Below are 25,819 nucleotides of genomic sequence, written 5' to 3'. Positions count from 1 at the left end.
CTGCCCTTTTCGATGCAATAACTTGGGCAATATCATTGGCTGCTGACGTTATCTGTGAAAGAAACGTGCGTATATATGACAAAAGTCGGGAGAACATAGTGCAATGGGCGGATTGGACAGTATTGATCGCCGAATCCTCGAGGTTCTGCAAAAGAAAGGGCGCATGTCGAACGCTGAGCTTTCCGAGGTCGCGAACCTGTCCGCCTCGGCCTGCCACCGGCGCGTGCAGCGGCTGGAGAAAGAGGGGTACATCCGCGATTACGTCGCCCTTCTGAACCCGCGAAAGATGGGGCGCCCGACGACCGTGTTCGTCGAAATCACCCTCAGCGGGCAGGCGGATGAGGTGCTGGATGCATTCGAACGTGCTGTGGCGCGGGTTCCGGACGTGCTGGAATGCCATCTGATGGCGGGGACGGCGGATTACCTGTTGAAGGTCGTCGCAGGCGACACCGAAGATTTTGCCCGCATTCACCGCCGTTACCTGGCGACGTTGCCCGGGGTGGCGCAGATGCAATCGTCATTTGCATTGCGCACGGTCAGGCAGACGACGGCCTTGCCGGTCTAAGATTGCCGTTCATCCAAGCCGTAGGTTTTGCCCAAATCCCAGACATGTTCAGGCACCATGTTTTTCATCTTTGCTGGTTCTTCCCGGTCCAGATGAAGAATGGTTTCCGCCGCCTTCATCTCGACCCGCGCGCGGGCGAATTCGAGGCCCCGCGGACCGATGCGCGGCATCAGCCAGCCCATGATTCCGCGCAGCCATTGGGGCATTCGTCGGAGGGGGAGACCGCCTGCGGCTAGTCGCGTGTTTTCGATGAAACCTTTCACGGCGCTCGTCCGCTTGCCGCGTGATCCGGGCGCGCGCAGCCGGACCTCGTCACCCAGCAGCTCCAGCATCCGCTGCCCCCGCCCGTTTCGCACGATCACCCACTGCTCACCTTCACCACCCATATAGCCGACCGTGATGTCAGCAAGTCGGTTGGTGTAGTCCACGCAGGTCCGGCAGGTCAGCGGAAAGAAATCGCTGGGCAGGTCGCTGATCGGCAGTTTGAGGAAAGGGATCAGCCGTTTGCGCCCGTCCTGAAAGCGTAGTTCGACATGATAGTCGGCGCGGAATTCGAGGTATGTGACGGTCTCTGGTTCTTCAGTCAGTAGCGACAAGAAATGGTGGAAATTCTCGGTCGTCGTATTGTCGGAACACGGCGTGCCGATGACATCGATCCGGTCGAAACCCAGCTGCTTTTCGAGCGCGCGCAAGGCGTAGATTTGGCAAGGAATGCCGATCACCGCGATCCGCTTGTGCCCGGCTGCGCGGGCGGGTTCCAGCAGAGCGAGCAAGGGCGCATATCCCATCCGCATGCCGCGGGCCTGCGCCATATCAGAAGGGTCGGTGATGATGGCCGGACGCGGTCGCCAGCGGTCAGTTGCGTCCGGGATCATGGTCAGAACCGCGTCCACCGCACCCGTTTCCAGCAACCGTTCGGCAATGCGTGTCGTTAGACCGGTCCACTGCGCGCCTTCAGCGGGTTCTTTCAGCACCGCGCGGTGCATGGCCAGTGTCACGCCAAAGAACCGTTCGTCGTTCTTACTGACAGCGATGCGCCCATGGACCGTGCTTTCCAGCGTCGGGTAGTCCGGCTTGATGAACTGACAGGCCTTGCCGCAAGCGGTCGGGTCCTTCATCCGCGACACCCCGCAATCGGTGCATAGGCCGCGGGCGGCGGGGGCGGCGAAGTCGGGTGTCGTTATCATCATGTCAGCCTAACGCGACAGGTTTGGCTGTCCAGCGGATTACGGGCGTGGGGCGGCGGCCCGGCGCAGGCGATCGTTGATCGCCTGACCCAGCCCATGATCCGGGATCGGTGAAACTGCGATTTTGGTGACGCCCATCGCGTCAAGCGCATGCAGATGCTTGAACAGGTTGGCGGCGGCCTCGGTCAGATCGCCGGTTGGTGACAGATTGAGTGGTACATCGACACGCCCGAAACCAAGCAGCGTTTCACCAACTTCCACGGACGTTGCGTTCAATCGGACCGCGCCATGGGGCGCGTAGTGGGACGCAAGCTGGCCCGGCGCCGTCGGCGTTGCCGGATCCTCTGCGATCAGGAGGGGCTGACCCAGGCATGCTTCCAGCGCCTCGGTCGGAATACCACCCGCCCGCAAAAGCGCGGGTTGTTCAACGCAGGCAACAATGGTCGACTCCAGCCCAACCGGACAGGCCCCCCCATCAACCAGCCCTGCGATCCTGTTACCAAGCCCCGCCTCGACATGTGCGGCCGTTGTCGGGCTGACCCGTCCCGAGGGATTGGCAGAAGGGGCTGCGATAGGCCCCTTAAATGCCCGTAAAAAATCATGCGCGACAGGATGATCGGGCACCCGAACGGCCAGTGTGTCCAGACCCGCCGTCACCAGCTTTGATATCCCGGCGTCGGCCCGCAATGGCAAGACAAGCGTCAGCGCCCCCGGCCAGAATGCGCCCGACAGCCGGTCAGCGTCAGCGTTGAAGTGGCACAATCTGGTGGCGGCCTCACCATCCGCGACATGCACGATCAGCGGGTTGAAACTGGGCCGCCCCTTTGCTGCGTAAATTTCGGCCACGGCACGGTCATTCGTCGCATCGGCGCCAAGGCCATAGACCGTCTCGGTCGGGAAGGCGACCAGTCGCCCATCCCGCAATAACCGCGCCGCCTGCGCGATCCCGTTTGGATCGTGGCGTAACTTGGCCATTGGCGTATCGGTCATGACGTGGCGTTTCAGTTTGATGGGTGCGCGCCGTGGCGTAGGCTGCGCTCAAGTCCATGATCCATAGCCGTGCGGTGCCATTTTGCCAAGCCGCGGCCCGAATTGGGGAAAATCAATGCCGTATCGCGCACCCGTCACCGACTATCGTTTCCTGCTCGACCATGTCACCGGCTTTGGTGAGGTGGCGGCAACCGATCTGTTTGCCGAGGCAACACCTGACATGGTCGATGCGATTCTGACCGAAGCCGCCAAGATGTGTGAAGAGGTGCTTGCGCCGCTGAACCGCAATGGTGACCTGCACCCCGCCTATCTGGAAAACGGTGTCGTGCGCACGTCGCCCGGTTTTGCCGACGGTTACAAGGCAATCGCCGAAGGTGGCTGGATCGGCATGTCGGCATCGCCCGAGAATGGCGGGATGGGCCTGCCGATGACGTTGACGACCGCCGTCAACGAAATGATGGCAAGCGCCTGCTTGTCGCTGCAGCTGAACCCGCTCATGACGCAGGGCCAGATCGAGGCGCTGGAGCATCATGCCTCTGACGCGATCAAGGAAACCTATCTGCCCAAGCTGATCTCGGGCGAGTGGTGCGGCACGATGAACCTGACCGAGCCGCAGGCAGGGTCCGACGTTGGTGCGCTGCGGTCCAAGGCTGAACCGAATGGCGATGGGTCCTTCGCGATTTCCGGCCAAAAGATCTATATCAGCTGGGGCGATAACGACTTTACCGAAAATGTTTGCCATCTGGTGCTGGCCCGCCTCCCCGATGGCGTACCGGGGACCAAGGGGATCAGCCTGTTCATGGTGCCCAAATTCATCCCCGATGAAAACGGCAATCCGGGCAAGCAGAACGACCTGCGTGTCGTCAGCCTGGAACATAAGATGGGCCTGCATGGCTCGCCCACCGCGGTCATGGAATATGACGGCGCGACCGGCTGGCTGGTCGGGCCCGAACATGGCGGGATGGCCGCGATGTTCACGATGATGAACAATGCCCGGCTTGGCGTTGCCACGCAAGGCATCGGCGTGGCTGAAGGTGCGCTGCAACACGCACTGGCCTACGCGCAGGATCGCAAACAAGGCAAGGCGCCCGGTGCCGGTACGATCATCGAACATGCCGATGTGCGCCGGATGCTGACGACGATGAAGGCCGACATTTTTGCCGCCCGGTCGATCGCGCTGATGAATGCCGTCGCGATCGATATGGCGACGGCGACCGGTGATGCGGGCTGGAATGCGCGTGCCGCGTTCCTGACACCGATCGGCAAAGCGTTCGGCACCGATGTCGGGATCGAAGCCTCCAGCACGGGCGTGCAGGTCCATGGCGGCATGGGCTTTATCGAGGAAACCGGTGCCGCTCAGTATTCCCGCGACGTGCGCGTCACTGCGATCTACGAGGGTACGAACGGCATTCAGGCGATGGATCTCGTGGCCCGCAAGCTGATGGATGGGGGCGAGGCCGCGTTCCGTCTGCTGGAAGAGATCGAACAGGGGGCCGAGGCCGCCAAGGCGAAACATCCCGAACTGGCCGAAGCCGTATGGCAATCGGCCGAAAGCCTGCGCGAGACGACAGAATGGCTGGTCGAGCAGGGGGACCTGAACCAGCGCTTCGCCGGGGCCGTGCCATACCTGCGTGCCTTTGCGCGGGTGCTGGGCGGGCATGCTCATCTGGCCGCCGCGGTCGACGGAGATGAGGCGCGGTTGAAATTGGCCACGTTCTATATCAAACGGCTCTTGCCAGAGCATGTGGGGCTTTTGGCGCATGTGCGCGAAGGCGCCGACGACCTGATGGCGATCACTGCCGACGACCTTGCGGCCTGAGCGCGGATACCTCATCTGCACCATGCCACGCAGCGGTAGCACGCTGCTGTGTGACCTGCTTAAGCAGACAAAGACGGCCGGAAAACCGGACTCGTTCTTCCGGCCGCAATCCATGGCTGATTTTGCCGCCCGTTGGGATGTTCCAGCGCAAACGCTTGAAACGTTCGACCATTCCTACCTCGGCACGGCCTTGGATCGTGGAACCGCAGGAACGGGCTGTTTCGGGATGCGGATCATGTGGAACAACATTCCCGGCTTGATCACGCGGCTGGACCAGCTGTTCCCGCAGACGACGACTGACCAGGGGCGTTTACAGACCGCCTTTGGACCCTTGCAGTTCATCCACCTATTCCGCCGGGACAAGGTGGCAGAGGCTGTTTCATATGCAATCGCAGAACAGTCCGGTCTGTGGCATCGCAATGCAGACGGGACAGAGCTTGAGCGCGTCGCACCCCCGGCAGAGCCGGTCTATGACGCCGCCCACATTCACAGGACCTATCGGATCGTGACCGAAGGCGGCGAGGCCTGGCTGCGATGGTTTGAGACGCACCAGATCACCCCGTTCGCATTGGCCTATGAAGATCTTGCCTGTGATCCCGTCCGGCAGCTGCACAGAGTCCTGCAGTTTCTGGGGCGCGACCCATCAAAGGCGGACGGAGTCGTTCCGGGGACCGCGCGGTTGGCCGATGGGCGGAACGCGGAATGGGTCGCCCGGTTTCGGGCAGAGGCGGGGATTGCCCCTGCCGCGATACAGGTTTAGGCGGGTCCGATGATCCGCTACGCTTGGGAAACACCGCCAGCCGAAGGCGAGGCAACGCAGGTTGCCGACGGCGTGCTGTGGATGCGGCTGCCGCTGCCTATGGCGCTGGATCATGTGAATGTCTACGCGCTGGATGACGGCGACGGCTGGTCGATCATCGACACCGGCTTTGCCTCCAAACGCAGCCGCGCGATCTGGAATGCTTTGCTCGATGGCCCTCTTGACGGCAAGCCGGTCAATCGCGTCATTGTCACGCATCACCACCCTGATCATGTGGGCCTTGCCGGGTGGTTTGTCATCAGCGGCGCGGAGTTGTGTATGCCGCGCACTGGCTGGCTGATGGCGCGAATGCTGACGCTGGATGTGCAGGACACCTACCCGCCTGAGACGATGCGCTTTTATCAGCGGGCCGGGATGGATGCCGAGGTTTTGGATAAGCGCAAGTCAGAACGCCCCTTCAATTTCGCCGACTGCGTCGTCCCGCTGCCGCTGGGTTTCACCCGTCTGCAAGAGGGCGGGACGATCACGATGGGTGGCCGGACATGGGACATTCGGATGGGTAACGGGCACGCTGCGGAACACGCCACGTTCTGGAGCCGGGACGACAATGTGGTCATCGGCGGCGACCAGCTGCTACCGTCAATCAGCCCAAACCTTGGTGTCTACCCGACCGAGCCAGAAGCGGATCCGGTGGCGGAATGGCTGACTTCTTGCGAGCGTTTCCGGCCATACGCCCGACCGGAACATCTGGTGCTGGGCGGACACAAACTGCCTTTTACTGGTCTGCCACTGCGCCTGAAACAGTTGATCGACAACCACCACGGTGCTCTGGAACGGCTTGTCGATTTTCTGTCCGAACCCCACAGCGCAGGCGAATGTTTTCCACCGCTGTTCAAGCGCAAGATAGGTGCAGGTGAATACGGCCTGGCGCTGGTCGAAGCCGTTGCACATGTGAACCATCTGCATCAGGCCGGCCGGGTGAAGCGGGAATTGAGCGATGCTGGCGCCTATCTTTATCAGGCGGTCTGAAGCGCTTTCACGTCCAACGGCGCCGTAGTCATGCCATCGGCGGCCAGCGCGCAAAGCGCATTGTGGGGCAGTGCCATCCAGCGCGAAGGGTTGCCACACAGCGGCTCAGACGCCAAGGCCCGCCCGCCATTGTCCAACACGCCCGATGCATAAAGCGTCGGCGCCATCCCGGACGAGGCATAGCGGAACCCATAAAGTGTCCCGCCATCCGACAACACACAGGTCAGCTTGATCGGTCCGGCCTCGGTCGCGGGCCCGATATCGCGCAGCGTCGCATTGATCGCCGCCAATGGATCGGCCTCGAGCCAATGAGACAGCAGCGTCAGAAAGACCATCTCACTATCCGTCGTCCCGCGTTGCGCGGCGAATAGATCATCCGGCAGCGCCTCTGACAGACGCCGCCGGATGTTGACGAAATGCGGGATTTGCCCGTTATGGCAGAGCGACCAGCGACCATAGACAAAGGGATGGCAATTCGCCCGGCTGGTTTCACCGACGGTGGACGCCCGGATGTGGGCGATGAAATGATGCGACCGGACCATGCGGCACAGGTTGATCAGGTTGTCATCTGCCCATGCTGGCAGCACATCGCGATAAAGACCCGGCATGTCGTCGTCGCCATACCAGCTGATCCCGAAACCATCGCCATTCACGGCCAGCTTCGCCTCGGTCGCGTGCTGGCTTTGGGTCAGCAGCGAATGGGCCGGTCGTATGATGATGTTCTGCAGCGGGATCGCAGGGCCGGTATAGGCGGCGATGCGGCACATCAATGGCGGCTTTCGATCTTGGCGTGCAGGCGTTTGAGGATACGGCTGGCCGTCGTCTCGCACAGCGCGGGGATAAGCGCGTGAACAAGAGCCGCCATCGCCGCAACGCCAAGCCAGAAGGCAAAGCCAAACGCAAAGACCATATGCTGCAGATAGCTTTCATTCACCTTGGCAGGGTGGTCGAAAAACAAGGTCGAAAACCAGTTTGGACGTGGTGCGGTATTGGCGTGGGACTTGTGCATTGCATATCTCCTTCGTGCAGGAAAATATGCGGTGTTTGGCGTAAATTGATCTCAAAATTTGGCGGTCGACACTATGCAAGAGAGATCTTGTCCCGTAATTTGACAAAAAATGGGACGTACCTATCCCGCAACATATGGGTCATCACGCATTTTCGTCTCGGATATCCGCGACACTTTGATATGCATGACCTGACAATGGATTTAAGGATGCGCCGATGACCAAAACCACCATGAGTATCGATACCTCCGCCGAACTGATGGAAAACGACATCCTGCCGGGTATCAAAGAGGTTCACACCGATCCCGATGCGCCCGTCGCGTCGCGCGAAGGATTGCCCAAGGCGCTGGCAGAGCCGGTGACCAAGAAAAGCCCGGCGCAATGGGCCTATGAGCGGGTGATCATGTATATCCAGAACTTCGAAAAGCAGTTGGACAATGACCATGAGGTCGGGATGGGCCTGATCGGCGGCGGCACGGGTGTGATCAAGATCGAAGGTCTGGGCTATTTCGACCCCGATATCGTCACCTATTACGGCACGAACGAGGTCGGTGCAAAAACCCAACTGATCCAGCATGTCAGCCAGTTGAACGTCACCCTTGTCGCCAGCCCCAAACATATCGACCAGCCCGAGCCGAAGCGGATCGGTTTCCGGCTCGCACAGGCGCTGGAACGCGGCGAAGATGTGACCGCATGACCGGGTGACACCGGTGCAAGAATGGTCTATTCGACCGCAAAGATTTGATGAAAGGGCGCGTTATGGCTGAGCACAAGCATGGTGAAATGGATGTCACCGTTCAGGAAAAGACCTTTGCCGGCTTCATGAGCATGGTCAGCAAGGCCACGATCATCATCATCGTCGCATTGATCTTTTTGGCCTTGATCGGCGCCTGACCCTTTCATGCATCGTCGTACTTTTTTGATGGGCTTGCCCTTTGCGCTGTCGGCCTGCGCCGGAGAGCGTGTTTGGGCCCCCGATGACGTGGTCTCGCGCGCGTTCACGCCGGGCAGCGACATCAAGTCGCTGACGCTTTACACGATGAAAAACACCGGGTCCGACAATGGGGCCCATTCGGCGCTGATGATCGATGCCAGTCAGCGGGTCATGTTCGACCCGGCGGGCACGTGGAAACAGAATTACATGCCCGAACGCAACGACGTGCTGTTTGGTGTGACCCCACGGATGGAGCAGTTCTATGTCAGCGTCCATGCCCGGGTGACGTACTATGTCGTCGGACATCGCATCACCGTCGCGCCCGAGATCGCCGAACAGGCCTTGCAAAAGGCGCTGGTCGCGGGGCCGGTCGCACCGGCAAATTGCACGCGCTATACCGCCCGCCTTTTACGGTCTTTGCCCGGTTTTGAAAGCCTGCCGCAAACGTGGTTCCCGAATGCATTGTCGGATGCGTTTGGCCAGTTGCCGGGTGTAACGACGCGCGAATATCGCGAAACAGACTCGGACGACAAAAACCGTGCCCAAGCCGTTGTGCCTACAGCAGGGCAGTGATCCCAAGGCCTGCATACAGCACAAAGGCCCCGCCGATGATTCCCCACAATACGTTGCGCGACCACAATCCAATGGCCAGCGTCGCCACGGCGGCGATCAGACGTACCGGGTCCGGTTGACCACCTGTGGCTGCGGGCCACAAAACCAACGGCGCGACCATGCCCGGCAAAACGGCCACCGGTGTGAACCGGAGCAGCCGCAAGACAAGCGGCGGCATGGGCCTGTCCCCGATCAGGCCAAGAAACGAAAAGCGAATCAGAAAGGTGCCGACGGCAAGGATGGCGATGATCAGCCAGATTTCGGTGGTCGTGTAACTCATGCCCGGTTCTCCAACCACGTCTCAACCGCCGCGCCCGTGATCATGGCGGCAAAGGCAGCGATCAGCAGACCGGTGCCCGATGGTAATCCGATCAGCAAAAGCGCCACGATGATCGACACCGCTGCCGCAGCGATGTGCGCAGGTGACTTCAGCATCGGCGCCACCATGGCCAGGAAGGTGATCGGCAGAATGAAATCCAGCGCCCACGCATCGGGGATCGCCGTCCCCGCATAGATCCCCACCAGCGTCATCACATACCAGAATGGTGTGATCGGCGTCGCCACACCCAAAAAGTACTGCACCCGCTCGCGCACGCTCATCTCGGGTCGCGCCTCGTACCGGGTGACGCTTGTCAGATAGGTCTGGTCGAAGTTGAGGTAAGCAACCAACGCCCGCTGCCACATCGGCGCGGCCCCCAGATAAGGGACAAGAGACGCCGAATACATGGCCATACGCAGGTTGACCGCCAAGGCCGCCAGCAGCACCAGCGCAAAGGCGGCATCCTCCATCATCATCTGCAACGCCGCGAATTGCGCCGCACCCGCGATCACCAGAACGGTGAACCCCATTGCCTGCGCCAGCGTCAGCCCGGCATCCGTCGCGACCACGCCGAACAGCGTCGAAAACGGAATCACGACGAAGACGAACGGCAATCCGTCACGAATGCCATCGAAATAGGCCCGGCGGGTCGCTACTTTGGCGGTGGAAGTTGTCATGTGATTGCCCTAGCGTGAGCGTGTTGTGACAGGCTTAGCCGTGCTGACGGGGAATGACAATTCGTGCGTCTTGAGGATGTGACAGATTATCTGATCGCACCGTCACCACAGGCGGCGGGGCTGACGCGGCGCGTCCGTGGGACGGACCAGACTGGCGCAGCCACCGATTTGAACGTGGTCGAAGAACGCCCTTTGACGATCTTCCTCAACGGGCAGGAAATCGTCACCGCGATGACGATCGGCGACTACCCCGAATACCTCGCGCTGGGCTTTCTGCGCAATCAGGGCATGTTGCGCGATGATGATCTGATCAAGGGTGTCGACTACGATGATGAACTGGAAACGGTCGTGGTCCGCACCGAAGCGCAGACCAGCTATGAGGAGAAGCTGAAGAAAAAGACCCGGACAAGCGGCTGCGCCGTTGGCACGGTGTTCGGCGACATGATGGAGGGGTTGGAGGACGTCGTTCTGCCAGACCTTCGGGTCCGTACCTCCGAACTCTATGCACTCGCCGCCCGGATCAACCGCACCCCATCGCTTTATCTCGAGGCCGGGGCGATCCACGGCACCGTGCTGTGCCAAGGCGCCCGCCCGCTGGTCTATATGGAGGATGTGGGTCGCCACAATGCCGTCGACAAGATCGCGGGCTGGATGCTGTCTGAGAAGGTAAGCGCCGCTAACAAAGTGCTCTACACAACGGGCCGGCTGACATCCGAGATGGTGATCAAGACGGCACTCATGGGCATTCCGGTGCTCGCCTCACGATCGGGGTTCACGGCATGGGGCGTCGAAATCGCACAGCAAGTCGGACTGACGCTGATCGGGCGGATGAAAGGGCAACGGTTTGTCTGTCTGTCTGGGGAAGAGCGGCTGGTGCGGGATGCTGACCCGGCGCAAGTGGCGAATGAGCCACGTAAGCTGGGACGAAAGGCCGCTAAATGATCCAACCTCTTGGTGTCATCCTCGCCGGTGGGCAGGCGACCCGCATGGGCGGCGGCGACAAGGGGCTTTTGCCGTTGGGCAACGGCACCATTCTCGGCCATGTGATCGATCGCTTTGCCCCGCAAGTCGGTTCCCTGGCGCTGAATGCTAACGGTGACCCAACCCGGTTTGCCGACCTGAGTCTGCCGGTCCTTGCCGACGGAATCGATGGGCTCGCCGGTCCCTTGGCAGGGGTTCTCGCAGGGCTCGATTGGGCCGCCGAAAAAGACGCAACCCATATCGTCACCGCCGCCGCCGACACGCCGTTCTTTCCTTGCGATCTGGTCCCGCAACTGATCCTTGCCGCCGATGATGCGGACGTCGGTATCGCACTGGCGGCCACGCCTGATGGGCGGCACCCGACCTTCGGCCTCTGGCCCGTCGCGTTGCGCGATGATCTGAGGACCGCACTGCAGAGCGGCCTGCGCAAGGTCGTGCAATGGACAGACAGGCACGGTGCCGCGACCGCCACCTTCCCCGACGATGCCGCCTTTTTCAACGTCAACACGCCTGATGATCTGGCCAAGGCAAAGGCGATGTTGTGAGGCTCTACGGCGTCGTCGGATACAAGAACGCGGGCAAAACCGGCCTGATGGAGCGGCTGGTGACCGAGATCACCAGGCGCGGCTTCACCGTCTCCACCCTCAAACACGCGCATCACACATTTGACGTCGATCAACCGGGCAAGGACAGCTTTCGCCATCGCAATGCGGGTGCGCAACAGGTGCTGCTGGCATCGGCCACGCGCTGGGCATTGATGACCGAGCTTCGCGGCGACGCAGAGCCACATTTGGCCGATCTTCTCGCGCGACTGGACCCGGTCGATCTGGTGCTGGTCGAAGGCTACAAACGCGACGCGCACCCCAAGATCGAGGCATTTCGCGGGGTCTCCGGTCATCCGCTGATCGCACCGGACGACCCGACCGTCAGGGCGGTGGCAAGCGACACCGGCATGACGCTCGACCGCCCGGTATTCGATCTGAACGACACCAAAGCCATCGCCGATTTCATCCTGACCGAGGTGGGCTTGTGAGGTTCGACAGCGTCCTGATGGTGGATTGGTCCGGCGGGAATGACCGCGGGGCCACACCCAAAAAAGACGCGATCTGGGTCTGCGCTGCAAGGGGCGGCGAGGCTGATGAACCCGTCTATCTGCGCAACAGGCAGGTGGCTGAGGCATGGATCACCGCGTTCTTAGAAAACGAACGGCAAGCGGGTCATCGCGTTCTTGCCGGGTTCGACTTCGCCTTCGGCTATCCGACCGGTCTCGGCAAGGCACTGACCGGATCGGACGATCCGCTCGCCGTCTGGGATTGGTTCGCGGAACGTGTGGAGGATGCGCCCAACACCAACAACCGTTTCGATCTGGCGGGGCAGATCAACGGCATGTTTCCCGGCGTCGGGCCATTTTGGGGCAACGGCCTCAAACGCGATATCGCGGACCTGCCCCGCAAGGGCCTTGCCCGTAACGGTCACAATCAGCCCGAAAAACGCGAGGCTGAGAAACGGACCAAAGGCGCTTTCCCGGTCTGGCAGCTTGCCGGGGCAGGCGCCGTGGGATCACAGGTCATCATGGGCCTGCCGATGCTGTGCCGGCTGCGCACCCGCTTCGGTGCCGCCGCCTGGCCGTTCGAGCCGCTGACGACCGATATCGCCCTGGTCGAGATTTGGCCGTCGCTTATCGCCAAGGCGGTCGCGGCCAGCCGACCCGCCGATGCGATCAAGGACGCGCATCAGGTTCACCTCCTCGCGCAAATCCTGTCGGGATTGCCCGACAAGCAGTTGCAAACGCTTCTGGATGTCCCAACCAACCCCGAAGGCTGGATCCTCGGGCTGGGACATGAGGCGATGCTGGAAGACGCAGCCCTCCGCGCAATCGCGCCGCCACCGCTCCGCAACGATTGTTTCGCCATGCCGCGCGGCGCACATTGGACCCCTGTCGATACAGCGCTCGATCACCTGCGTGGTGCATTGCATCCCGTGACCGCCGTCACGCAGATATCGGTGCCCCAAGCCGCCGGTCGCATTCTGGCCGAACCCGTTGTCGCCGACAGATCACACCCGCCCGCACCGAATGCGGCTGTAGACGGCTATGGCTTCGCCGGACCGTTACCGGATGGCGCGCATGTCTTGCCGCTGGTCGATGGCCGCGCTGCCGCCGGACAGCCTTATCAGGGCACGGTTCCCAGCGGTCACGCGATCCGTATCCTGACCGGTGCGCTTTTGCCTGAAGGCGTCGATACAGTCGTTCTGCAAGAGGACGTAAAGGTTGCCGATAACCGCATCGCTTTGCATGGGCCGTTGAAACAGGGCGCAAACGCACGGGCCGCCGGTGAAGACATGACAGCGGGTCAGGTCATCGCAACCGCAGGCCGCTGCCTGACACCCGCCGACATCGCAACCTTGACCGCGGCAGGCGTCGGAAAGGTAGCGGTTCGCGAACCGCTTAGGGTCGGTATTCTGTCGACCGGTGATGAACTGGCAGAGGCGGGGCAAACAGCCGCCCCCGGCCAGATCTACGACGCGAACCGTCCGATGCTGAATGCTGTGGTCAACAGGTGGGGGCATCAGACCATCGACCTTGGCCGCGCGCCGGATGATCGGGTGGCTCTGCGCAACATCCTCGACGATGCCGCATCCCGATGCGATGCGATCATCACGTCCGGCGGGGCCTCTGCGGGTGACGAAGACCATGTCTCGGCACTGCTACAGGATACGGGCACCTTTGCTCTTTGGCGCATCGCGATCAAACCGGGGCGGCCGCTGGCGCTTGGGCAATGGCGGGGCAAACCCGTCTTCGGCCTGCCGGGTAATCCCGTCGCTGCGATGGTCTGCGCACTGGTCTTCGCGCGACCCGCCTTGTCCGTTCTGGCAGGGGGCGCATGGCAAGAACCGCAGGCCTATCCGATGCCCGCCGGTTTCACCAAATCCAAAAAGGTGGGACGGCGTGAATACCTGCGCGCACGGATCGAGGACGGACAAGTCATGATTTTCCCGTCCGAGGGATCGGGCCGCGTTTCGGGCCTAAGCTGGGCGACGGGGCTTGTCTGCCTTGACGACGGGGCGCGAAAGATCGTACCCGGCGACCCGGTACAATTCGTTCCTTTTGGCAGTTTCGGCCTATGAAGATCATGACCGGCATTCCCGACGCGAACCGGGCCGAAGCCGCCGCCCTTTATTGGGAGGCTTTTGGCGAAAAGCTGTATTTCACCATGGGCCCCAAATATCGTGCGCTGTCCTTCATTACGCGGGTCCTTCGCTCGGACCACGGAATTTGCGCGTTTGACAAAGACGGTCGTCTCTTGGGCGTTGCCGGGTTCAAGACGGAACACGGCGCGCTGGTCGGCGGCGATTTCCAGGACCTGCGCAAGGTCTACGGCTGGGTCGGGGCATCCATCCGGGTGTTGCTTCTGGCCGCGCTGGAACGGGACACCGAGAATGAACGCTTTCTGATGGACGGTATCTTCGTCGCGGAAGAGGCGCGGGGCAGGGGTGTCGGAACCAAACTGTTAAAGGCAGTCTATGCAGAGGCACGGTTGCGCGGCTATCGTCAGGTACGCTTGGACGTGATCGATACGAATCCCCGGGCGCGGGCACTATATCTTCATGAAGGGTTCGAAGAGGTCGAAACGCGGTCCATCGGTATTTTGCGCCACATCTTCGGGTTCAATGCGGCGACCACAATGGTGCGTGACGTCTGAAAGTATCGAAATTTATCAATATGTTGTCGAATAAGTAAACTATTCAGTTCATTTTCTGATTGAAAAGCGAACTGAACTGTTTAGTTAATTTCGTATGACAAACAGAGGAGCCTACCATGAAACATCTCGTCTTTGCCGCCTTCGCATCGCTGACTATCGCCGCAGCCGCGCCAGCCTCGGCCTTCGGCGTTGCCATCAGCTTTCCCAACCTGACCTACCCACCGCAGCCCGGCCCCGAAACCACGCAAAGCTGCACGGCACCTGCCACATTGAAAGGCGATGCTTGCGTCATCCCCGCAAAGTAGCGCCATCAGCGGCGGGCCGTCGTTCATGGCCCGCCGCAATCTTCTTGCCGGAAGTGAACTGGTCAGTTTATAATTATTCCAAGCAAGGAGAGACGAATGCCAGATGGCGTGATTGAACCCAAAAGAGGCCGGAAATACGATCAGGTGCTGGATGGTGCCAGGCAGGTTTTCATGGCCGACGGGTTCGAAGGCGCGTCGGTCGATGACATCGCCCGCGCCGCCGGTGTCTCCAAGGCGACGCTTTACAGCTACTTTCCCGACAAGCGGATGTTGTTCATGGAGGTGGCGAAAAATGAATGCTGCCGCCAGGCGGATGAGGCGATCGAATCCATCGAAATGGACGCGCCGGTGCAGCAAGTGCTGTGCGACATCGCCGGTCAGATGATCGATTTCATCACATCGAATTTCGGCCAGCGGATTTTTCGGATTTGTGTGGGCGAAAGTGACCGTTTCCCCGAATTGGGGCGCGAATTCTACGAAAGCGGCCCGATGATGATCCGTGATCAACTGGTTGCATACTTCGACGAGGCCATCGCACGGGGCGAATTGCGGATCGAGGACAAGATGCTCGCCGCTGATCAGTTCCACGAATTGTGCAAGGCTGACCTGTTCCCCCGCATGGTTTTCAACCTGTCGGACGAATTCACCAAGGCCGAAAAGATGCGTGTCGTGAATGGCGCCGTTGACATGTTCATGGCGCGTTACGGCACCTGAAGGTCGGCGATCGCCTGGAAAATCCGATGTTCTTCGGGGACGAGGTCGTCGCTTTCGTCGCCAATGGGAAAGCCGTTCAGGGCATAGGCAAAGCTCAGGTCGCGCGTTTCATCAAACCAGACTCCGCCGCGAAATCCGTAAGCATTGGCAAAATGGCCGATGATTGGGTGTGGATAACCCACAGACTCATTTTCAAACATCAGACCTGCACCGTAGCCACTATGCGCACCATAGGTGGATTGCCAAAGGACCGTCAAATCGGCGTTTCTTATGCCCTCTGCGATGTCCAGCAGGCCGCGCATTGAAACCCGCAACCCGCCTTGGGGTGAGTAAACACCGGGGTGGATGCCCGCGGCGATCGGGGCAATCTCCTCATCGATCTGCGCAATCAGTCCATGTGGCCCGCGCCGATAAGTGGGCAGGCGATTTGCGCGGTTTATTTGGCTGACGCCGTGCCAGTTGAACCCCGCATTTTGCGGCAAGAGATCAGCGACGATATCGGGAAAAGGTGCCTGACACAGATCCTCAAGAAGCTGCGCCAAGATAATATATCCCAAATTGCAGTAATGGTGCTCGCCGCTACGCTGATGATCAAACACATCGCGGCCCGCGCACCAATCAGACAGCGTCTGATCCGGAGGAATAAGATACCCCCCGTCATCGGTCATCCCCGATGTATGGCTTGCCAGGGCACTGGCCGTCAGAGGTATGTCACCAAAGGCAAAATCGCCGAACTGAATGCCAAGGATGTCGGACAGGTCTTCGTGCCACTGGATCAGATCCTCATTCACCAGCTGTGCAACTGCCTGCCCGACGATGACCTTCGAGATTGAGGCAGCGCGGAACATTGTATCCTGATCTGCCTTAATGCCGTCGGCCGTTGCCAAGGTCATGGATCGCTGCTCACCAAAAGCCACCCCAATCCCGCAAAACGCAAAAGGCCCGGTCAGTGACCGGGCCAGTTCGTCCAGCGCGTCGGTGTTCAAAACTCCACAACCGCCCGGATGGATTTCCCTTCGTGCATCAGGTCAAAACCATGGTTGATCTCATCCAACGTCAATTTATGCGTGATCATCGGATCGATCTCGATCTTGCCTTGCATGTACCAATCCACGATTTTCGGCACATCCGTCCGACCCGAAGCTCCACCAAATGCCGTCCCACGCCAACTGCGGCCCGTGACCAACTGAAAAGGGCGCGTCGAAATCTCGGCACCCGCCGGGGCCACGCCGATGATGATGCTTTCGCCCCAGCCTTTATGCGCAGCCTCGAGCGCGGTGCGCATGACATCCACATTTCCGGTTGCATCAAAGGTATAGTCGGCACCGCCGCCGGTCAGTTCGACCAGATGTGCCACCATATCGCCGTCTACATCCTTCGGGTTGACGAAATCGGTCATGCCGAAGTGCTTGGCCATCTCGACCTTGCCCGGGTTCAGGTCAACACCCACGATCTGATCCGCACCGGCGAGGCGCAAACCCTGGATCACGTTCAAACCGATCCCGCCAAGGCCGAAAACGATGGCGCGCGACCCGATCTCGACCTTTGCCGTGTTGATCACCGCCCCGATGCCCGTGGTCACGCCGCACCCGATATAGCAAATCTTGTCGAACGGCGCGTCATCGCGCACCTTCGCCAGCGCGATCTCGGGCAGGACCGTATGGTTCGCGAAAGTCGAACAGCCCATGTAATGCAGGATCGGCGTACCATCGAGCATCGAAAACCGACTGGTCCCATCTGGCATGACACCTGCGCCTTGGGTGCTGCGGATTTTCTGACACAGGTTCGTCTTCGGGTTCAGGCAGTATTCGCATTCACGACATTCCGGCGTGTAAAGCGGGATGACGTGATCGCCGGGTTTAAGACTGGTCACACCTTCCCCAACCTCAACGACGACGCCCGCGCCCTCGTGGCCGAGGATCGCGGGGAACGCACCTTCGGGGTCCGCGCCGGACCGGGTGAATTCGTCCGTATGGCAAAGACCGGTCGCCTTGATCTCGACCAGCACTTCGCCGGCCTTCGGACCATCAAGATTGACCTCCATCACCTCCAAAGGCTTTCCCGCTTCCAAAGCGACCGCTGCACGTGTCCGCATTGTCGTTCCTCCCGTCGTGTTCGAAAAAACCATCAGCGAAAGGCGACACGATTTCAACCATGCATCTTGCAACCGGAACGAGGCGGGGTGATGATAGCAGTATGAAGAGACTAGCTTATTTGATGATATTGGCCGCCTGCGGCGAAACCACCGTCGGCGGATCCTGCGACCTGTCACGCTATGATGCGTTGGTCGGACAGGACGCCTCCGTCCTATCCCGGCAAAGCGGCGATTTCGTCGTGATCGAAAGCGGTGAAGTCTGGACCGGCGGCACAACCGGACGGCAAACGATTGTGTTCCTCGACGGTGACGGCAACATTCTGAGCTTCGGATGCGGATAGGACCGGCGATCATAGGATTGGTCACGTTGACGGCCTGCACCGTCACCGAACCGACGGCGCCCATTCCATCGACGACCGAAGATACCTGTGACGCACGCCAATACGCGAACCTGATTGGTCAGGACGCCACGGCATTGGAAAAGGTGCTGATCCTCGGGCAGGTCCGCGTGATCCGCCCCGGTGACGCCGTCACGCAGGATTTCCGGCCCGAAAGGATCAATTTCGGCATCGATACGGCCAATCGGATCAGCGACATCTCTTGTGGGTGATTGGCGAAAGTCTCCGGTGCCGCGAACTGGGTGGGGGCTATTGACCGCGACACCGGAGTAGCATTTCGCTATGACCCTACTCTCGCGATCACTTGTGTCCCGAGTGGGCAAGGCGCGGGGCTTTGCCATGGTCATTTTGGGGCAGAACCAAGGCAGCATTCACGGACGCTTGATTTTCGACGGGTTTGCGGCAACCTTGCAGTATGAACGTTCAGCAGGTTCCCGCCTTTCAGGCCCCCCAACAGGTTGCATTTCACCGGACAGAGCTTGGGTTGATCCTCGGGCTATACGGACGGATGGTCGCCGCGGGCGAATGGCGCGATTATGGAATTTCATGCCTCAAGGATGTGGCCATCTTCTCCGTGTTTCGTCGCACCGCCGAACATCCGCTCTACCGGATCGAAAAGCGCCCGAAGCTGCGGCTGAAACAGGGGCAGTATGTGATTATCGGAATGGATGGCCGGATATTGAAGCGCGGGAACGACTTGCGGCAAGTGCTGCGAGTGCTCGAGCGGAAACTGATCCGGGCGGTGGAGTAGGTGGCAAGCCCGGGACGGGTTAAGGCAACCGTTTGCGCGCCAGAACCGGCCCATCCCCCTGCGCTTCGATCCGGGTGATCGCCTGGTCAATGTTCTCGTACCGCGTCGCCATATGATGCGCGTTCGCGTGGATGAGTGTTTCACCATCCACCATCAAGCCCACATGACCTTTCCAGAAGATCAGATCGCCGCGTTGATAATCGCCGGTAAACGGCGATCCGAGCGCCTCGCGCTGCATATCGCTGTCGGCGGGGCAGGGTATGTCACAGGCCGTCAGACTGGCGGCGATCAGGCCTGAACAATCGATCCCGTGGGTCGAATTCCCACCCCACAGGTACGGGACACCAAAATGCATCTGCGCGATCGTCGCCGGATCGGAAAACGGCTGATCCAGCGGGCGCAGATGCTTTTTCGGGATATAGCCCTGCGGCGTTTTGAAAAACTTCTGCCGCTCTGCCTTCACGACAATCTGCGCGCCGAATGTCAGCGCCATCAGGTCCGGCGACTTGAAATCCTCCGCCGCATAGACATGCGTTGCAAAGGTGGCAACGCGATGGGTCGCCGCCTGCGCTGCCCCAAGCGCATGGGACCGGACATAACCGACATAGCCATCGGGCGCCTGAACGAATGACCAGCCGTCGCGATCCTCAAAAATTGTGACCGGCGCGCCGAACAAAAGTTGCCTATCGCGCGCGCGCTCTGGCGCGGCGCAAAGATCGACAACGGGCGCATTCACGCGCATCGCCCAACCTTCGACATATCGCTCGGCCGCGACCTGACCCGCCAACTGCATCGCGGCGACCCGCCCATTCGCCGGTGTCAGGCGCCTGTCGCTCACAGCCCCAGCATCTCGGGCAAAGCCTCCAGCACGGCCCGCGCCCCCATGCCGACCCCGCCCTTGGGTCGCGCGGGCGCATCGCTTGGCTGCCAGCCATAGATGTCGAAATGCATATAGGGGTTTTCGACGAAACGACGCAGGAACAGGGCCGCGGTGATCGATCCGGCGAACCCACCCTTGGGCGCATTGTCCAGATCTGCGATACTAGGTTCGATCATCGCCTCATAGGGTTCGTGAAACGGCATCCGCCACACCGGGTCAGCAACGCGCGCAGCCGCCTTGGCCAGTGCAGCGGCGTGATCATCATTGTCGGTATAGAATGGTGATAAATCAGGCCCGACAGCAACCCGCGCTGCGCCGGTCAGTGTCGCCATCGAGACGACCAAATCAGGATCGTCCTCATCCGACAGCGTCAGCGCATCCGCCAGCACCAGCCGCCCTTCGGCATCGGTATTGTTGATCTCGACCGTCAGACCCTTGCGCGAGGTCAGGATATCCTGCGGCCGATAAGCGTTGCCGTCGATGCTGTTTTCGACCGCCGGAATCAGGACCCGCAGGCGCAATTTCAGACCCAGCCCCATGATCATATGCGCAAGGCCTAGCACCGTCGCCGCGCCGCCCATATCCTTTTTCATCAGACCCATCGATGCGGCAGGCTTGATGTTCAGCCCCCCCGTGTCAAAGCACACGCCCTTGCCGACAAGTGTCAGTCCGGGGCCGCTGTCGCCCCAGCGCATGTCGATCAGTCGTGGCGCACGGGTGGAGGCACGCCCGACCGCATGGATCATCGGAAAGTTCGACGAAACCAGACTATCACCCTTGATGACGTTGATGCGGGCATCATGCGTGCTGGAAAGCGATTGTGCGGCCTCTTCAAGCTCTTTCGGGCCCATATCGGCAGCGGGCGTATTGATCAGATCGCGGGTCAGCGCCTCACCTTCGGCGATGACCTGCAAACGCGCGGCGTCCACGCCATCCGGTGCGATAAGGCGCGCACCGTCCTTGCCGGGTTTGCGATAACGATCAAAGCGATATGCCGACAGCAACCAGGCCAGCGCCGCCTCTTCCAATGCGTCACCCTCCAGTCCGCTTGCCAGATGATACACCCCTGCCGGCAACTTTTTCGCCGCCACGGCAAGATGAAACCTGTCGCGGGCACGCTTGGCCTGCGTGCCATAACCGATCAAAACGGCTGCGATGCCATTCTTGTCAGCCGGGACCGTCAACACCTCACCCAGCCCACCCATGAAATCATGCGCCTTGGCCCAGCTCCGCGCGGCGTCAGGCAGTCGTGCCAGGGCATCGTCTGCCTTATCCGCAGAAATCACATGAATGGGGATCGCATTCGGGTTCGGTTCGGCGAACGTAAGGGTCATTTTCCATCCTGACAGGTCCGGTCAAATCCACACTAAGGCCCTGCCACCTGTCCGCAAGATCAGTTTGCGTCGGACATCGGTGCCCAAAGCCTATTCGACTTGAAAACGCCAAACCTCCGACACGGCCAGATCAAAGCTGCGCTCCAGCCGCGCCATCGTCGCCTCCAGCGCGACACCGTCCTGTTGCTGCAGGCAGGTTGCCACATGGTTGGCCGACATGGATACATCCACCAGACCGATGCGGTCCGCGATCTGGGCGATGCGATGTGACGGCTGTTTCATCGTGGAAAAGTCACCTTGGGCCAGTCCCGCCTGGAGTTGATCCAACAGGATGACGATATCCTCCAACGTCTTGCAAAGGTGATCTTCGACCGCTTCCACGCCGCGTTCGGCGCACATCCGGCGCAACGGTTGCGGATCCAGCCGCGCGATGTCGGCACAGCGCAGCATGATGACGTCGGTCGGAGCGGGGGCCGGGAAAGGCTGAAGATGCGTGATACATGTCATGACACCGTTCTAGCCGTCCAAGGTTCCCAGAAGGTTGAGCGCAAAGCAAAAAATCTCTCGAAATCCATGAAAATGCGACGTATCTACGCAGGCAAAAGGACAACGTGAATGGAACATGCGCGCCCGCTGCCCGCCTATCTGGTCACCCGCTACAAAGGGTGGAAGGCCACGACCTACACGGAAAACAAGGAGTGGTATCGCCATCTGGCCGAAGACGGACAGCACCCCCGCGCGATGGTCATTTCCTGTTGCGACAGCCGCGTGCATGTCACATCCATGTTTGGCGCCGATCAGGGCGAGTTTTTCCTGCATCGCAACGTCGCCAACCTCGTCCCGCCCTACAATCCCGACGGGCATCATCACGGGACGTCGGCCGCGATCGAATACGCGGTGATGGCGCTCAAGGTCAGCCATGTCATCGTCATGGGGCATTCAGGCTGCGGCGGGGTCGAGGGCTGCTATGAAATGTGTTCCGGCAACGCGCCGGCCTTGGACGAACCCGGCAGCTTTGTCGGGCGCTGGATGGACATCCTGCGACCCGGTTTCGACCGGTTGCCCAATGGCGACGACGATACCCGCAAACGTGCCCTTGAAAAGGCGTCGGTCGTCGTGTCACTGGAAAACCTGATGAGCTTCCCGTTCGTCAATTCGGCCGTCGAAGAAGGCAAGCTGTCCCTGCATGGGCTGTGGAACGACATCGGCGAGGGCGGGCTGGAGTGTTATGATCCGACCTCGGGTGAGTTTGTGGCGCTTTAGGGGAGTGGCGGCACAAACCACGCTCAGCATGCATGCGGGCGCCGTCTACAACCTCTGGACACTCTAGTCGTCGATACCTACGCTGAAACCAAAGATCGTTGGACAGCGCATTGAACAGACCTCTCCTTCCTCCTCGCAGCGATTTGGCGGCAAGATCATGCGAACCGTCGCGAACTGCGTCGGCAACATCTGCGAATGTTTGGACGATGCGATTGAAGAGCTGCTGAACAATGAAACGACGCACCGCAATGGTGCAAAGGGCCTGGGTCAGTTGGTGAGTGAACAGACTGCCGCCGGAGCAGCGGGGCTTGGTACACGCGAGTGGAATGTTCACGACCGAAAAATAAGGCAGCAGAAGAATGATTTGGAAGATCATCTTGAAGAGCATCGGCTGAGAGGATGTGGTGGTCCACCAAATGGCGGTTCTCCGGTGCCAGCTGATGCTATAAATGGCACGATGGCACCAAATCCCACGAAAGCGGATTGGGAGGTGAACAATCCCCCGACAACGTCTGAGGGGGTTACTGGCGGTGCCGCTGGCGATGTTGCCGCCGCTGGCACGGGTACGTTGGTGATCTATGGGATTTACAGGGCGGCACGGATGCTCCCCTCGCTTTGGCCACCGCTCTGGCCAACAATTCCAGCAAATGCAGCTGCTCCACGAATAAAGCGGATATGCTATGATTTATCCAGAACATGCACGTCCCGGCGATCTGTTGCCGCCACTGGCTTTGGATGTGGCAAGAACGTTACTACCCCGCCTTGATCTGGACCTGCCTGACCTTCCCGCCGATGCCGTACATCAAACACTTAAAGAGGCGCTTGAATGGGGAAAGATGCCCCGTTTTCATGAAGAGTGTTGGGAGTGTTTGCAGTCTTACGCAAAAGCCACTTTGCCCAAGCCCGCACAGGACCAGCTGCTGGACTGGTTCTGGCGCGGATATAGCGGCTATCACGCCGCCAATCCCGATCTGTCCGACTGGATAGATGTCCTGATGATGTTGGCATTCATTCCGCAACAATCCTATGAGATGCAGCTGACGCCCGTTCAGCGTGATCAACTGGACGAGTTCCTGGCGACCTTCGCTGCCGAGGTGGACATGGACAACCTCGCAGACCTGTTCGACGAACTGCGCAGCCTGCCGCCATCACCGTGGGATCGCAAACTGCTCATGCGCTACGAAATGGTCTATTTCGATCGTCAGACCGGAAGTGATCCTTTCCTGATCATCAAGCAGGCGAACAAGGCCCAGGCATTCCGCCGAACAATGCGCCTCAAACCACCAAGCGTAGCGGCCGGGTTTCCGCTTGAGATACTGAACGCATACGCTGTGAACTACGTCCAGGAACGGGGCACATGGTATCCCCCAGGGGTGACCATGTGCGGTCTGACCGAGGTGGAATAGTGATGACGGCGCCAACGGAAGATGACTTCAAACACTGGGGTATAGCATGCTATTGCTTCAGCCTCGATTTGTCCGACGGGCTCGTTCCACTGGCGATCCCCGCGGTCGCACCACTCATCTCGAAACAGGCCTGTCGAGAGGCGATCATCCGCAACCGCGAACACATCACACACACTGGCCGACCGACTTATATGAGGGACCTTGTTCGCGACAGCTGGCAAGGTTCGGGACACGCCGAATTTGACCTATATGTCGAGCAGGTCTTCATCTCCCCGGCGCGGCGTTCGAACCTCGATCTGAAACTGCTACGCCCCTTGAATGACGCTGACCGCCTTGCCGCCGCAAATAAGGCTTTGGCGGATGAGTTGGATGGCGAAAGCTATGCGGCGGCACTGCACAGCCTCATATCGACGGACATATCGCAGGCACTTTTCGATACAGTAATGGAAATCGACAGCGCGATTGACGGACAAAAACTGACAAATTGGGACGAGGATTTGATCGCGCGAAATTCCGAAATTCACAGCCCCGAGTCGCCGCTTACCTTGATCATACACACCTTGATGCAAAGCATAACTTATGACGCTGCGCACCGGTTGCATGACAGATTATCTGCCTCCACTCAACAAGCATTGAACCTGGCCTGCGAAGCGCCCGCCCATGCATAGCATTGATCCATTGACAGCAGCGGCACGTTCGCAAATCCTGACTTTGGCAGATGAAATTGCCGAGGCTTTCCCCGCCTATTGGGGCCGCGTTCCCAGAACGTTTCTTGCATTGAAGGTCAGAGAATGGGCGCGTCAGATCGAGGATAGCAACGTGTGGGAGCCGAAGCATGTGAAGCGTATCGTAAGAGCGGTCTTTTCACCTGCCCCCGAGCTGATCAGTCAGGATGAGATGGATTACGTTATGTCCGTGCTCTCGCATAGCGGGGCTGGTGGTGAGGCGCGGTCCAGAACCATCTGGTCAGCCTTAAGCCCACGTTTGTAAGGCTGATTTTCCCTGACATCCCAGCGCTGTACTCGACTTTGGTTTCGTACTACATCTCCGCGGACAGCAACTTGTAATTGAACAAACGTTCAATTAAGCGAAGGCAATCATCGTGGAGGCGCAATGACCGAAATCCTCTCCCTTGCCGGTGAGAACCTGATCTCACCGATAATCCTCAGCTTCGCGCTCGGGCTGCTCGCGGCGTTGGCACGGTCCGACCTGACCATCCCCGAGGCCGTGGCCAAGGGGATGTCGATCTATCTGCTCTTTGCGATCGGCTTCAAGGGCGGCGTGGCGGTCAGCGCGCATGGGATCGACGCGACGCTGATCCTGACCCTGATCGCGGGGATCGTCCTGTCGTTCGGCCTGCCGATACTGGCCTTCGCTTTGCTCCGCGTGATGACCGGGCTGTCGGTGATCGACGCGGCGGCTGTTTCGGCTCACTATGGATCGATCAGCATCGTGACATTCGTGGCGGGCACGTCGGTCTTGCAAGGCCGCTTGATCGACGCCGAAGGTTATATGGTCGCCGTCGCCGCCGCGATGGAGGCGCCCGCGATCCTCTCGGCCCTCTGGTTGGTCGCGCGCAGCGGGGGCAAGGGCAGCATGGCACCCGGGCTCATGCGGGAAATCCTTCTCAACGGGTCCATTGTTCTTTTGGTCGGGTCCTTCTTTATCGGCGCGATCACCGGGGACGAGGGGCTGGAACAGATCAGCGCCTTCATCGTCTCGCCGTTCCAGGGGGTGCTGTGTCTGTTCCTTCTTGATATGGGCCTCATCGCGGGGCGTGGCCTGCGGCAATCCAAAGGCGTGCTGGGGATAGGCGCGATCGGTTTCGCCATCCTGATGCCCTTGATCAGCGCGTCCATCGCCGTGGTCATCGGCACCATGATCGGCCTCTCGACAGGGGGGGTGGTGCTGTTGATGGTACTTGCGGCCTCGTCCAGCTACATCGCCGTCCCTGCCGCAATGCGGGTGGCCTTGCCCGAGGCGAACCCGTCGGTCTATCTGACCTTGTCGCTGGGTGTGACCTTCCCGTTCAATCTGACCCTTGGCATCCCGCTTTACCTTGCCATCGCCCAAACCGTGACCGGAGGCTGAT

At 60.2% G+C, this 25,819-nt stretch carries 34 protein-coding genes; 23 read left to right on the top strand and 11 right to left on the bottom strand.

Annotation, left to right across the window (positions count from 1 at the left end; genetic code table 11):
* Positions 1 to 103 precede the first annotated feature (103 nt).
* Positions 104 to 565, top strand: coding sequence for an Lrp/AsnC family transcriptional regulator (locus V8J85_RS09280; RefSeq protein ID WP_339953447.1), 462 nt, complete (start codon positions 104 to 106; stop codon positions 563 to 565).
* Here the strand turns inward: V8J85_RS09280 and V8J85_RS09275 are convergent.
* Both V8J85_RS09275 and V8J85_RS09270 read right to left on the bottom strand, forming a co-directional pair.
* On the bottom strand, positions 562 to 1,755 hold the full coding sequence (locus V8J85_RS09275) for a Coenzyme F420 hydrogenase/dehydrogenase, beta subunit C-terminal domain (protein ID WP_339953446.1): 1,194 nt from the start codon (positions 1,753 to 1,755) through the stop codon (positions 562 to 564). The two genes, V8J85_RS09280 and V8J85_RS09275, sit on opposite strands and share 4 nt — an antisense overlap.
* Before the next feature lie 36 nt (positions 1,756 to 1,791).
* Positions 1,792 to 2,742 carry an L-threonylcarbamoyladenylate synthase gene (locus tag V8J85_RS09270; protein WP_339953445.1) on the bottom strand — a complete coding sequence of 317 codons (951 nt, stop codon included), beginning with the start codon at positions 2,740 to 2,742 and terminating at the stop codon, positions 1,792 to 1,794.
* 115 nt (positions 2,743 to 2,857) lie between these two features.
* Between V8J85_RS09270 and V8J85_RS09265 the strand changes: the two genes are divergently transcribed.
* The 3 genes from V8J85_RS09265 to V8J85_RS09255 are packed head-to-tail and all read left to right on the top strand — an operon-like array spanning position 2,858 to position 6,350.
* Positions 2,858 to 4,561, top strand: a complete 1,704-nt coding sequence (locus tag V8J85_RS09265) for an acyl-CoA dehydrogenase (protein ID WP_339953444.1) — start codon at positions 2,858 to 2,860, stop codon at positions 4,559 to 4,561.
* Positions 4,551 to 5,321 (top strand): Stf0 family sulfotransferase, encoded by a 771-nt coding sequence (locus V8J85_RS09260; protein WP_339953443.1) that lies wholly within the window; start codon positions 4,551 to 4,553, stop codon positions 5,319 to 5,321. The genes V8J85_RS09265 and V8J85_RS09260 overlap by 11 nt, the downstream gene beginning before the upstream one ends.
* A 9-nt stretch (positions 5,322 to 5,330) precedes the next feature.
* A complete protein-coding gene (locus V8J85_RS09255) occupies positions 5,331 to 6,350 on the top strand; it encodes an MBL fold metallo-hydrolase (protein WP_339953442.1) in 1,020 nt (339 codons plus the stop codon).
* Here V8J85_RS09255 and V8J85_RS09250 read toward each other — a convergent pair.
* Both V8J85_RS09250 and V8J85_RS09245 read right to left on the bottom strand, forming a co-directional pair.
* Positions 6,338 to 7,117 (bottom strand): class II glutamine amidotransferase, encoded by a 780-nt coding sequence (locus tag V8J85_RS09250; protein WP_339953441.1) that lies wholly within the window; start codon positions 7,115 to 7,117, stop codon positions 6,338 to 6,340. The genes V8J85_RS09255 and V8J85_RS09250 overlap by 13 nt on opposite strands.
* Positions 7,117 to 7,359, bottom strand: coding sequence for a DUF6356 family protein (locus V8J85_RS09245; RefSeq protein WP_339953440.1), 243 nt, complete (start codon positions 7,357 to 7,359; stop codon positions 7,117 to 7,119). Before V8J85_RS09245 ends, V8J85_RS09250 begins: the two co-directional genes overlap by 1 nt.
* 215 nt (positions 7,360 to 7,574) lie before the next feature.
* On the opposite strand from V8J85_RS09245, the gene V8J85_RS09240 reads away from it, so the two are divergent.
* The 3 genes from V8J85_RS09240 (at position 7,575) to V8J85_RS09230 (ending at position 8,864) form a co-directional block, all read left to right on the top strand.
* Positions 7,575 to 8,054: a DUF6173 family protein gene (locus V8J85_RS09240; RefSeq protein ID WP_339953439.1), complete on the top strand. Its 480-nt coding sequence runs from the start codon at positions 7,575 to 7,577 to the stop codon at positions 8,052 to 8,054.
* 62 nt (positions 8,055 to 8,116) lie between these two features.
* Complete coding sequence (locus V8J85_RS09235) at positions 8,117 to 8,251, top strand: aa3-type cytochrome c oxidase subunit IV (protein ID WP_339953438.1); 135 nt, start codon at positions 8,117 to 8,119, stop codon at positions 8,249 to 8,251.
* A gap of 7 nt (positions 8,252 to 8,258) precedes the next feature.
* Entirely contained in the window at positions 8,259 to 8,864 is a 606-nt protein-coding gene (locus V8J85_RS09230) for a hypothetical protein (RefSeq protein WP_339953437.1), read from the top strand.
* Here V8J85_RS09230 and V8J85_RS09225 read toward each other — a convergent pair.
* Both V8J85_RS09225 and V8J85_RS09220 read right to left on the bottom strand, forming a co-directional pair.
* Positions 8,848 to 9,183, bottom strand: coding sequence for an AzlD domain-containing protein (locus V8J85_RS09225; RefSeq protein ID WP_339953436.1), 336 nt, complete (start codon positions 9,181 to 9,183; stop codon positions 8,848 to 8,850). The genes V8J85_RS09230 and V8J85_RS09225 overlap by 17 nt on opposite strands.
* Complete coding sequence (locus V8J85_RS09220; RefSeq protein ID WP_339953435.1) at positions 9,180 to 9,899, bottom strand: AzlC family ABC transporter permease; 720 nt, start codon at positions 9,897 to 9,899, stop codon at positions 9,180 to 9,182. Before V8J85_RS09220 ends, V8J85_RS09225 begins: the two co-directional genes overlap by 4 nt.
* A gap of 78 nt (positions 9,900 to 9,977) precedes the next feature.
* Between V8J85_RS09220 and fdhD the strand changes: the two genes are divergently transcribed.
* The 7 genes from fdhD to V8J85_RS09185 all read left to right on the top strand — a co-directional run bounded on the left by fdhD (position 9,978) and on the right by V8J85_RS09185 (position 15,600).
* Positions 9,978 to 10,841 (top strand): formate dehydrogenase accessory sulfurtransferase FdhD, encoded by an 864-nt coding sequence (gene fdhD / locus V8J85_RS09215; protein WP_339953434.1) that lies wholly within the window; start codon positions 9,978 to 9,980, stop codon positions 10,839 to 10,841.
* Positions 10,838 to 11,425, top strand: a complete 588-nt coding sequence (gene mobA, locus V8J85_RS09210; RefSeq protein ID WP_339953433.1) for a molybdenum cofactor guanylyltransferase MobA — start codon at positions 10,838 to 10,840, stop codon at positions 11,423 to 11,425. The genes fdhD and mobA overlap by 4 nt, the downstream gene beginning before the upstream one ends.
* Entirely contained in the window at positions 11,422 to 11,913 is a 492-nt protein-coding gene (gene mobB, locus V8J85_RS09205; protein ID WP_339953432.1) for a molybdopterin-guanine dinucleotide biosynthesis protein B, read from the top strand. The genes mobA and mobB overlap by 4 nt, the downstream gene beginning before the upstream one ends.
* A 17-nt stretch (positions 11,914 to 11,930) precedes the next feature.
* Complete coding sequence (locus V8J85_RS09200; RefSeq protein WP_339953497.1) at positions 11,931 to 14,006, top strand: molybdenum cofactor synthesis domain-containing protein; 2,076 nt, start codon at positions 11,931 to 11,933, stop codon at positions 14,004 to 14,006.
* Complete coding sequence (locus tag V8J85_RS09195; protein ID WP_339953431.1) at positions 14,003 to 14,581, top strand: GNAT family N-acetyltransferase; 579 nt, start codon at positions 14,003 to 14,005, stop codon at positions 14,579 to 14,581. Before V8J85_RS09200 ends, V8J85_RS09195 begins: the two co-directional genes overlap by 4 nt.
* Before the next feature lie 116 nt (positions 14,582 to 14,697).
* Positions 14,698 to 14,886 carry a hypothetical protein gene (locus V8J85_RS09190; protein ID WP_339953430.1) on the top strand — a complete coding sequence of 63 codons (189 nt, stop codon included), beginning with the start codon at positions 14,698 to 14,700 and terminating at the stop codon, positions 14,884 to 14,886.
* 96 nt (positions 14,887 to 14,982) lie between these two features.
* Complete coding sequence (locus tag V8J85_RS09185) at positions 14,983 to 15,600, top strand: TetR/AcrR family transcriptional regulator (RefSeq protein WP_339953429.1); 618 nt, start codon at positions 14,983 to 14,985, stop codon at positions 15,598 to 15,600.
* Here the strand turns inward: V8J85_RS09185 and V8J85_RS09180 are convergent.
* Together V8J85_RS09180 and V8J85_RS09175 are read right to left on the bottom strand one after the other, a co-directional pair.
* The gene (locus V8J85_RS09180; RefSeq protein WP_339953428.1) at positions 15,588 to 16,586 is read right to left on the bottom strand and encodes a serine hydrolase domain-containing protein; all 999 of its coding nucleotides are present in this window, start codon (positions 16,584 to 16,586) and stop codon (positions 15,588 to 15,590) included. The two genes, V8J85_RS09185 and V8J85_RS09180, sit on opposite strands and share 13 nt — an antisense overlap.
* A complete protein-coding gene (locus V8J85_RS09175; protein ID WP_339953427.1) occupies positions 16,583 to 17,695 on the bottom strand; it encodes an S-(hydroxymethyl)glutathione dehydrogenase/class III alcohol dehydrogenase in 1,113 nt (370 codons plus the stop codon). Before V8J85_RS09175 ends, V8J85_RS09180 begins: the two co-directional genes overlap by 4 nt.
* Positions 17,696 to 17,796: 101 nt before the next feature.
* Between V8J85_RS09175 and V8J85_RS09170 the strand changes: the two genes are divergently transcribed.
* From V8J85_RS09170 to V8J85_RS09160, 3 genes are all read left to right on the top strand, one after another.
* Entirely contained in the window at positions 17,797 to 18,036 is a 240-nt protein-coding gene (locus V8J85_RS09170) for a hypothetical protein (RefSeq protein WP_339953426.1), read from the top strand.
* Positions 18,027 to 18,305: an I78 family peptidase inhibitor gene (locus V8J85_RS09165; RefSeq protein ID WP_339953425.1), complete on the top strand. Its 279-nt coding sequence runs from the start codon at positions 18,027 to 18,029 to the stop codon at positions 18,303 to 18,305. Before V8J85_RS09170 ends, V8J85_RS09165 begins: the two co-directional genes overlap by 10 nt.
* Positions 18,306 to 18,508: 203 nt before the next feature.
* Positions 18,509 to 18,844: a DUF2794 domain-containing protein gene (locus V8J85_RS09160; protein WP_339953424.1), complete on the top strand. Its 336-nt coding sequence runs from the start codon at positions 18,509 to 18,511 to the stop codon at positions 18,842 to 18,844.
* 19 nt (positions 18,845 to 18,863) lie between these two features.
* Here V8J85_RS09160 and V8J85_RS09155 read toward each other — a convergent pair whose 3' ends face one another.
* The 3 genes from V8J85_RS09155 to V8J85_RS09145 form a co-directional block, all read right to left on the bottom strand.
* Positions 18,864 to 19,682: a C40 family peptidase gene (locus V8J85_RS09155; RefSeq protein WP_339953423.1), complete on the bottom strand. Its 819-nt coding sequence runs from the start codon at positions 19,680 to 19,682 to the stop codon at positions 18,864 to 18,866.
* On the bottom strand, positions 19,679 to 21,058 hold the full coding sequence (locus V8J85_RS09150; RefSeq protein ID WP_339953422.1) for a leucyl aminopeptidase family protein: 1,380 nt from the start codon (positions 21,056 to 21,058) through the stop codon (positions 19,679 to 19,681). Before V8J85_RS09150 ends, V8J85_RS09155 begins: the two co-directional genes overlap by 4 nt.
* A gap of 90 nt (positions 21,059 to 21,148) precedes the next feature.
* On the bottom strand, positions 21,149 to 21,565 hold the full coding sequence (locus V8J85_RS09145) for a hypothetical protein (protein WP_339953421.1): 417 nt from the start codon (positions 21,563 to 21,565) through the stop codon (positions 21,149 to 21,151).
* A 108-nt stretch (positions 21,566 to 21,673) separates the two neighbouring features.
* On the opposite strand from V8J85_RS09145, the gene V8J85_RS09140 reads away from it, so the two are divergent.
* The 6 genes from V8J85_RS09140 to V8J85_RS09120 all read left to right on the top strand — a co-directional run bounded on the left by V8J85_RS09140 (position 21,674) and on the right by V8J85_RS09120 (position 25,818).
* Positions 21,674 to 22,321, top strand: a complete 648-nt coding sequence (locus V8J85_RS09140) for a carbonic anhydrase (RefSeq protein ID WP_339953420.1) — start codon at positions 21,674 to 21,676, stop codon at positions 22,319 to 22,321.
* Between the two features lie 157 nt (positions 22,322 to 22,478).
* Entirely contained in the window at positions 22,479 to 23,087 is a 609-nt protein-coding gene (locus V8J85_RS20055) for a hypothetical protein (protein ID WP_445285887.1), read from the top strand.
* Complete coding sequence (locus tag V8J85_RS09135) at positions 23,002 to 23,727, top strand: hypothetical protein (protein ID WP_339953419.1); 726 nt, start codon at positions 23,002 to 23,004, stop codon at positions 23,725 to 23,727. The genes V8J85_RS20055 and V8J85_RS09135 overlap by 86 nt, the downstream gene beginning before the upstream one ends.
* Positions 23,728 to 23,729: 2 nt before the next feature.
* The gene (locus V8J85_RS09130; RefSeq protein WP_339953418.1) at positions 23,730 to 24,395 is read left to right on the top strand and encodes a hypothetical protein; all 666 of its coding nucleotides are present in this window, start codon (positions 23,730 to 23,732) and stop codon (positions 24,393 to 24,395) included.
* Entirely contained in the window at positions 24,388 to 24,717 is a 330-nt protein-coding gene (locus V8J85_RS09125; protein ID WP_339953417.1) for a hypothetical protein, read from the top strand. The genes V8J85_RS09130 and V8J85_RS09125 overlap by 8 nt, the downstream gene beginning before the upstream one ends.
* Positions 24,718 to 24,840: 123 nt before the next feature.
* Positions 24,841 to 25,818, top strand: a complete 978-nt coding sequence (locus tag V8J85_RS09120) for a sodium-dependent bicarbonate transport family permease (RefSeq protein WP_339953416.1) — start codon at positions 24,841 to 24,843, stop codon at positions 25,816 to 25,818.
* Position 25,819: the final 1 nt, after the last annotated feature.

Origin of the sequence: Yoonia sp. 2307UL14-13 (assembly GCF_037572755.1) — a bacterium.
Lineage (GTDB): Bacteria > Pseudomonadota > Alphaproteobacteria > Rhodobacterales > Rhodobacteraceae > Yoonia.
Note: the sequence above shows the minus strand (reverse complement) of the source record. Positions and strands in the feature narration are given on the sequence as shown.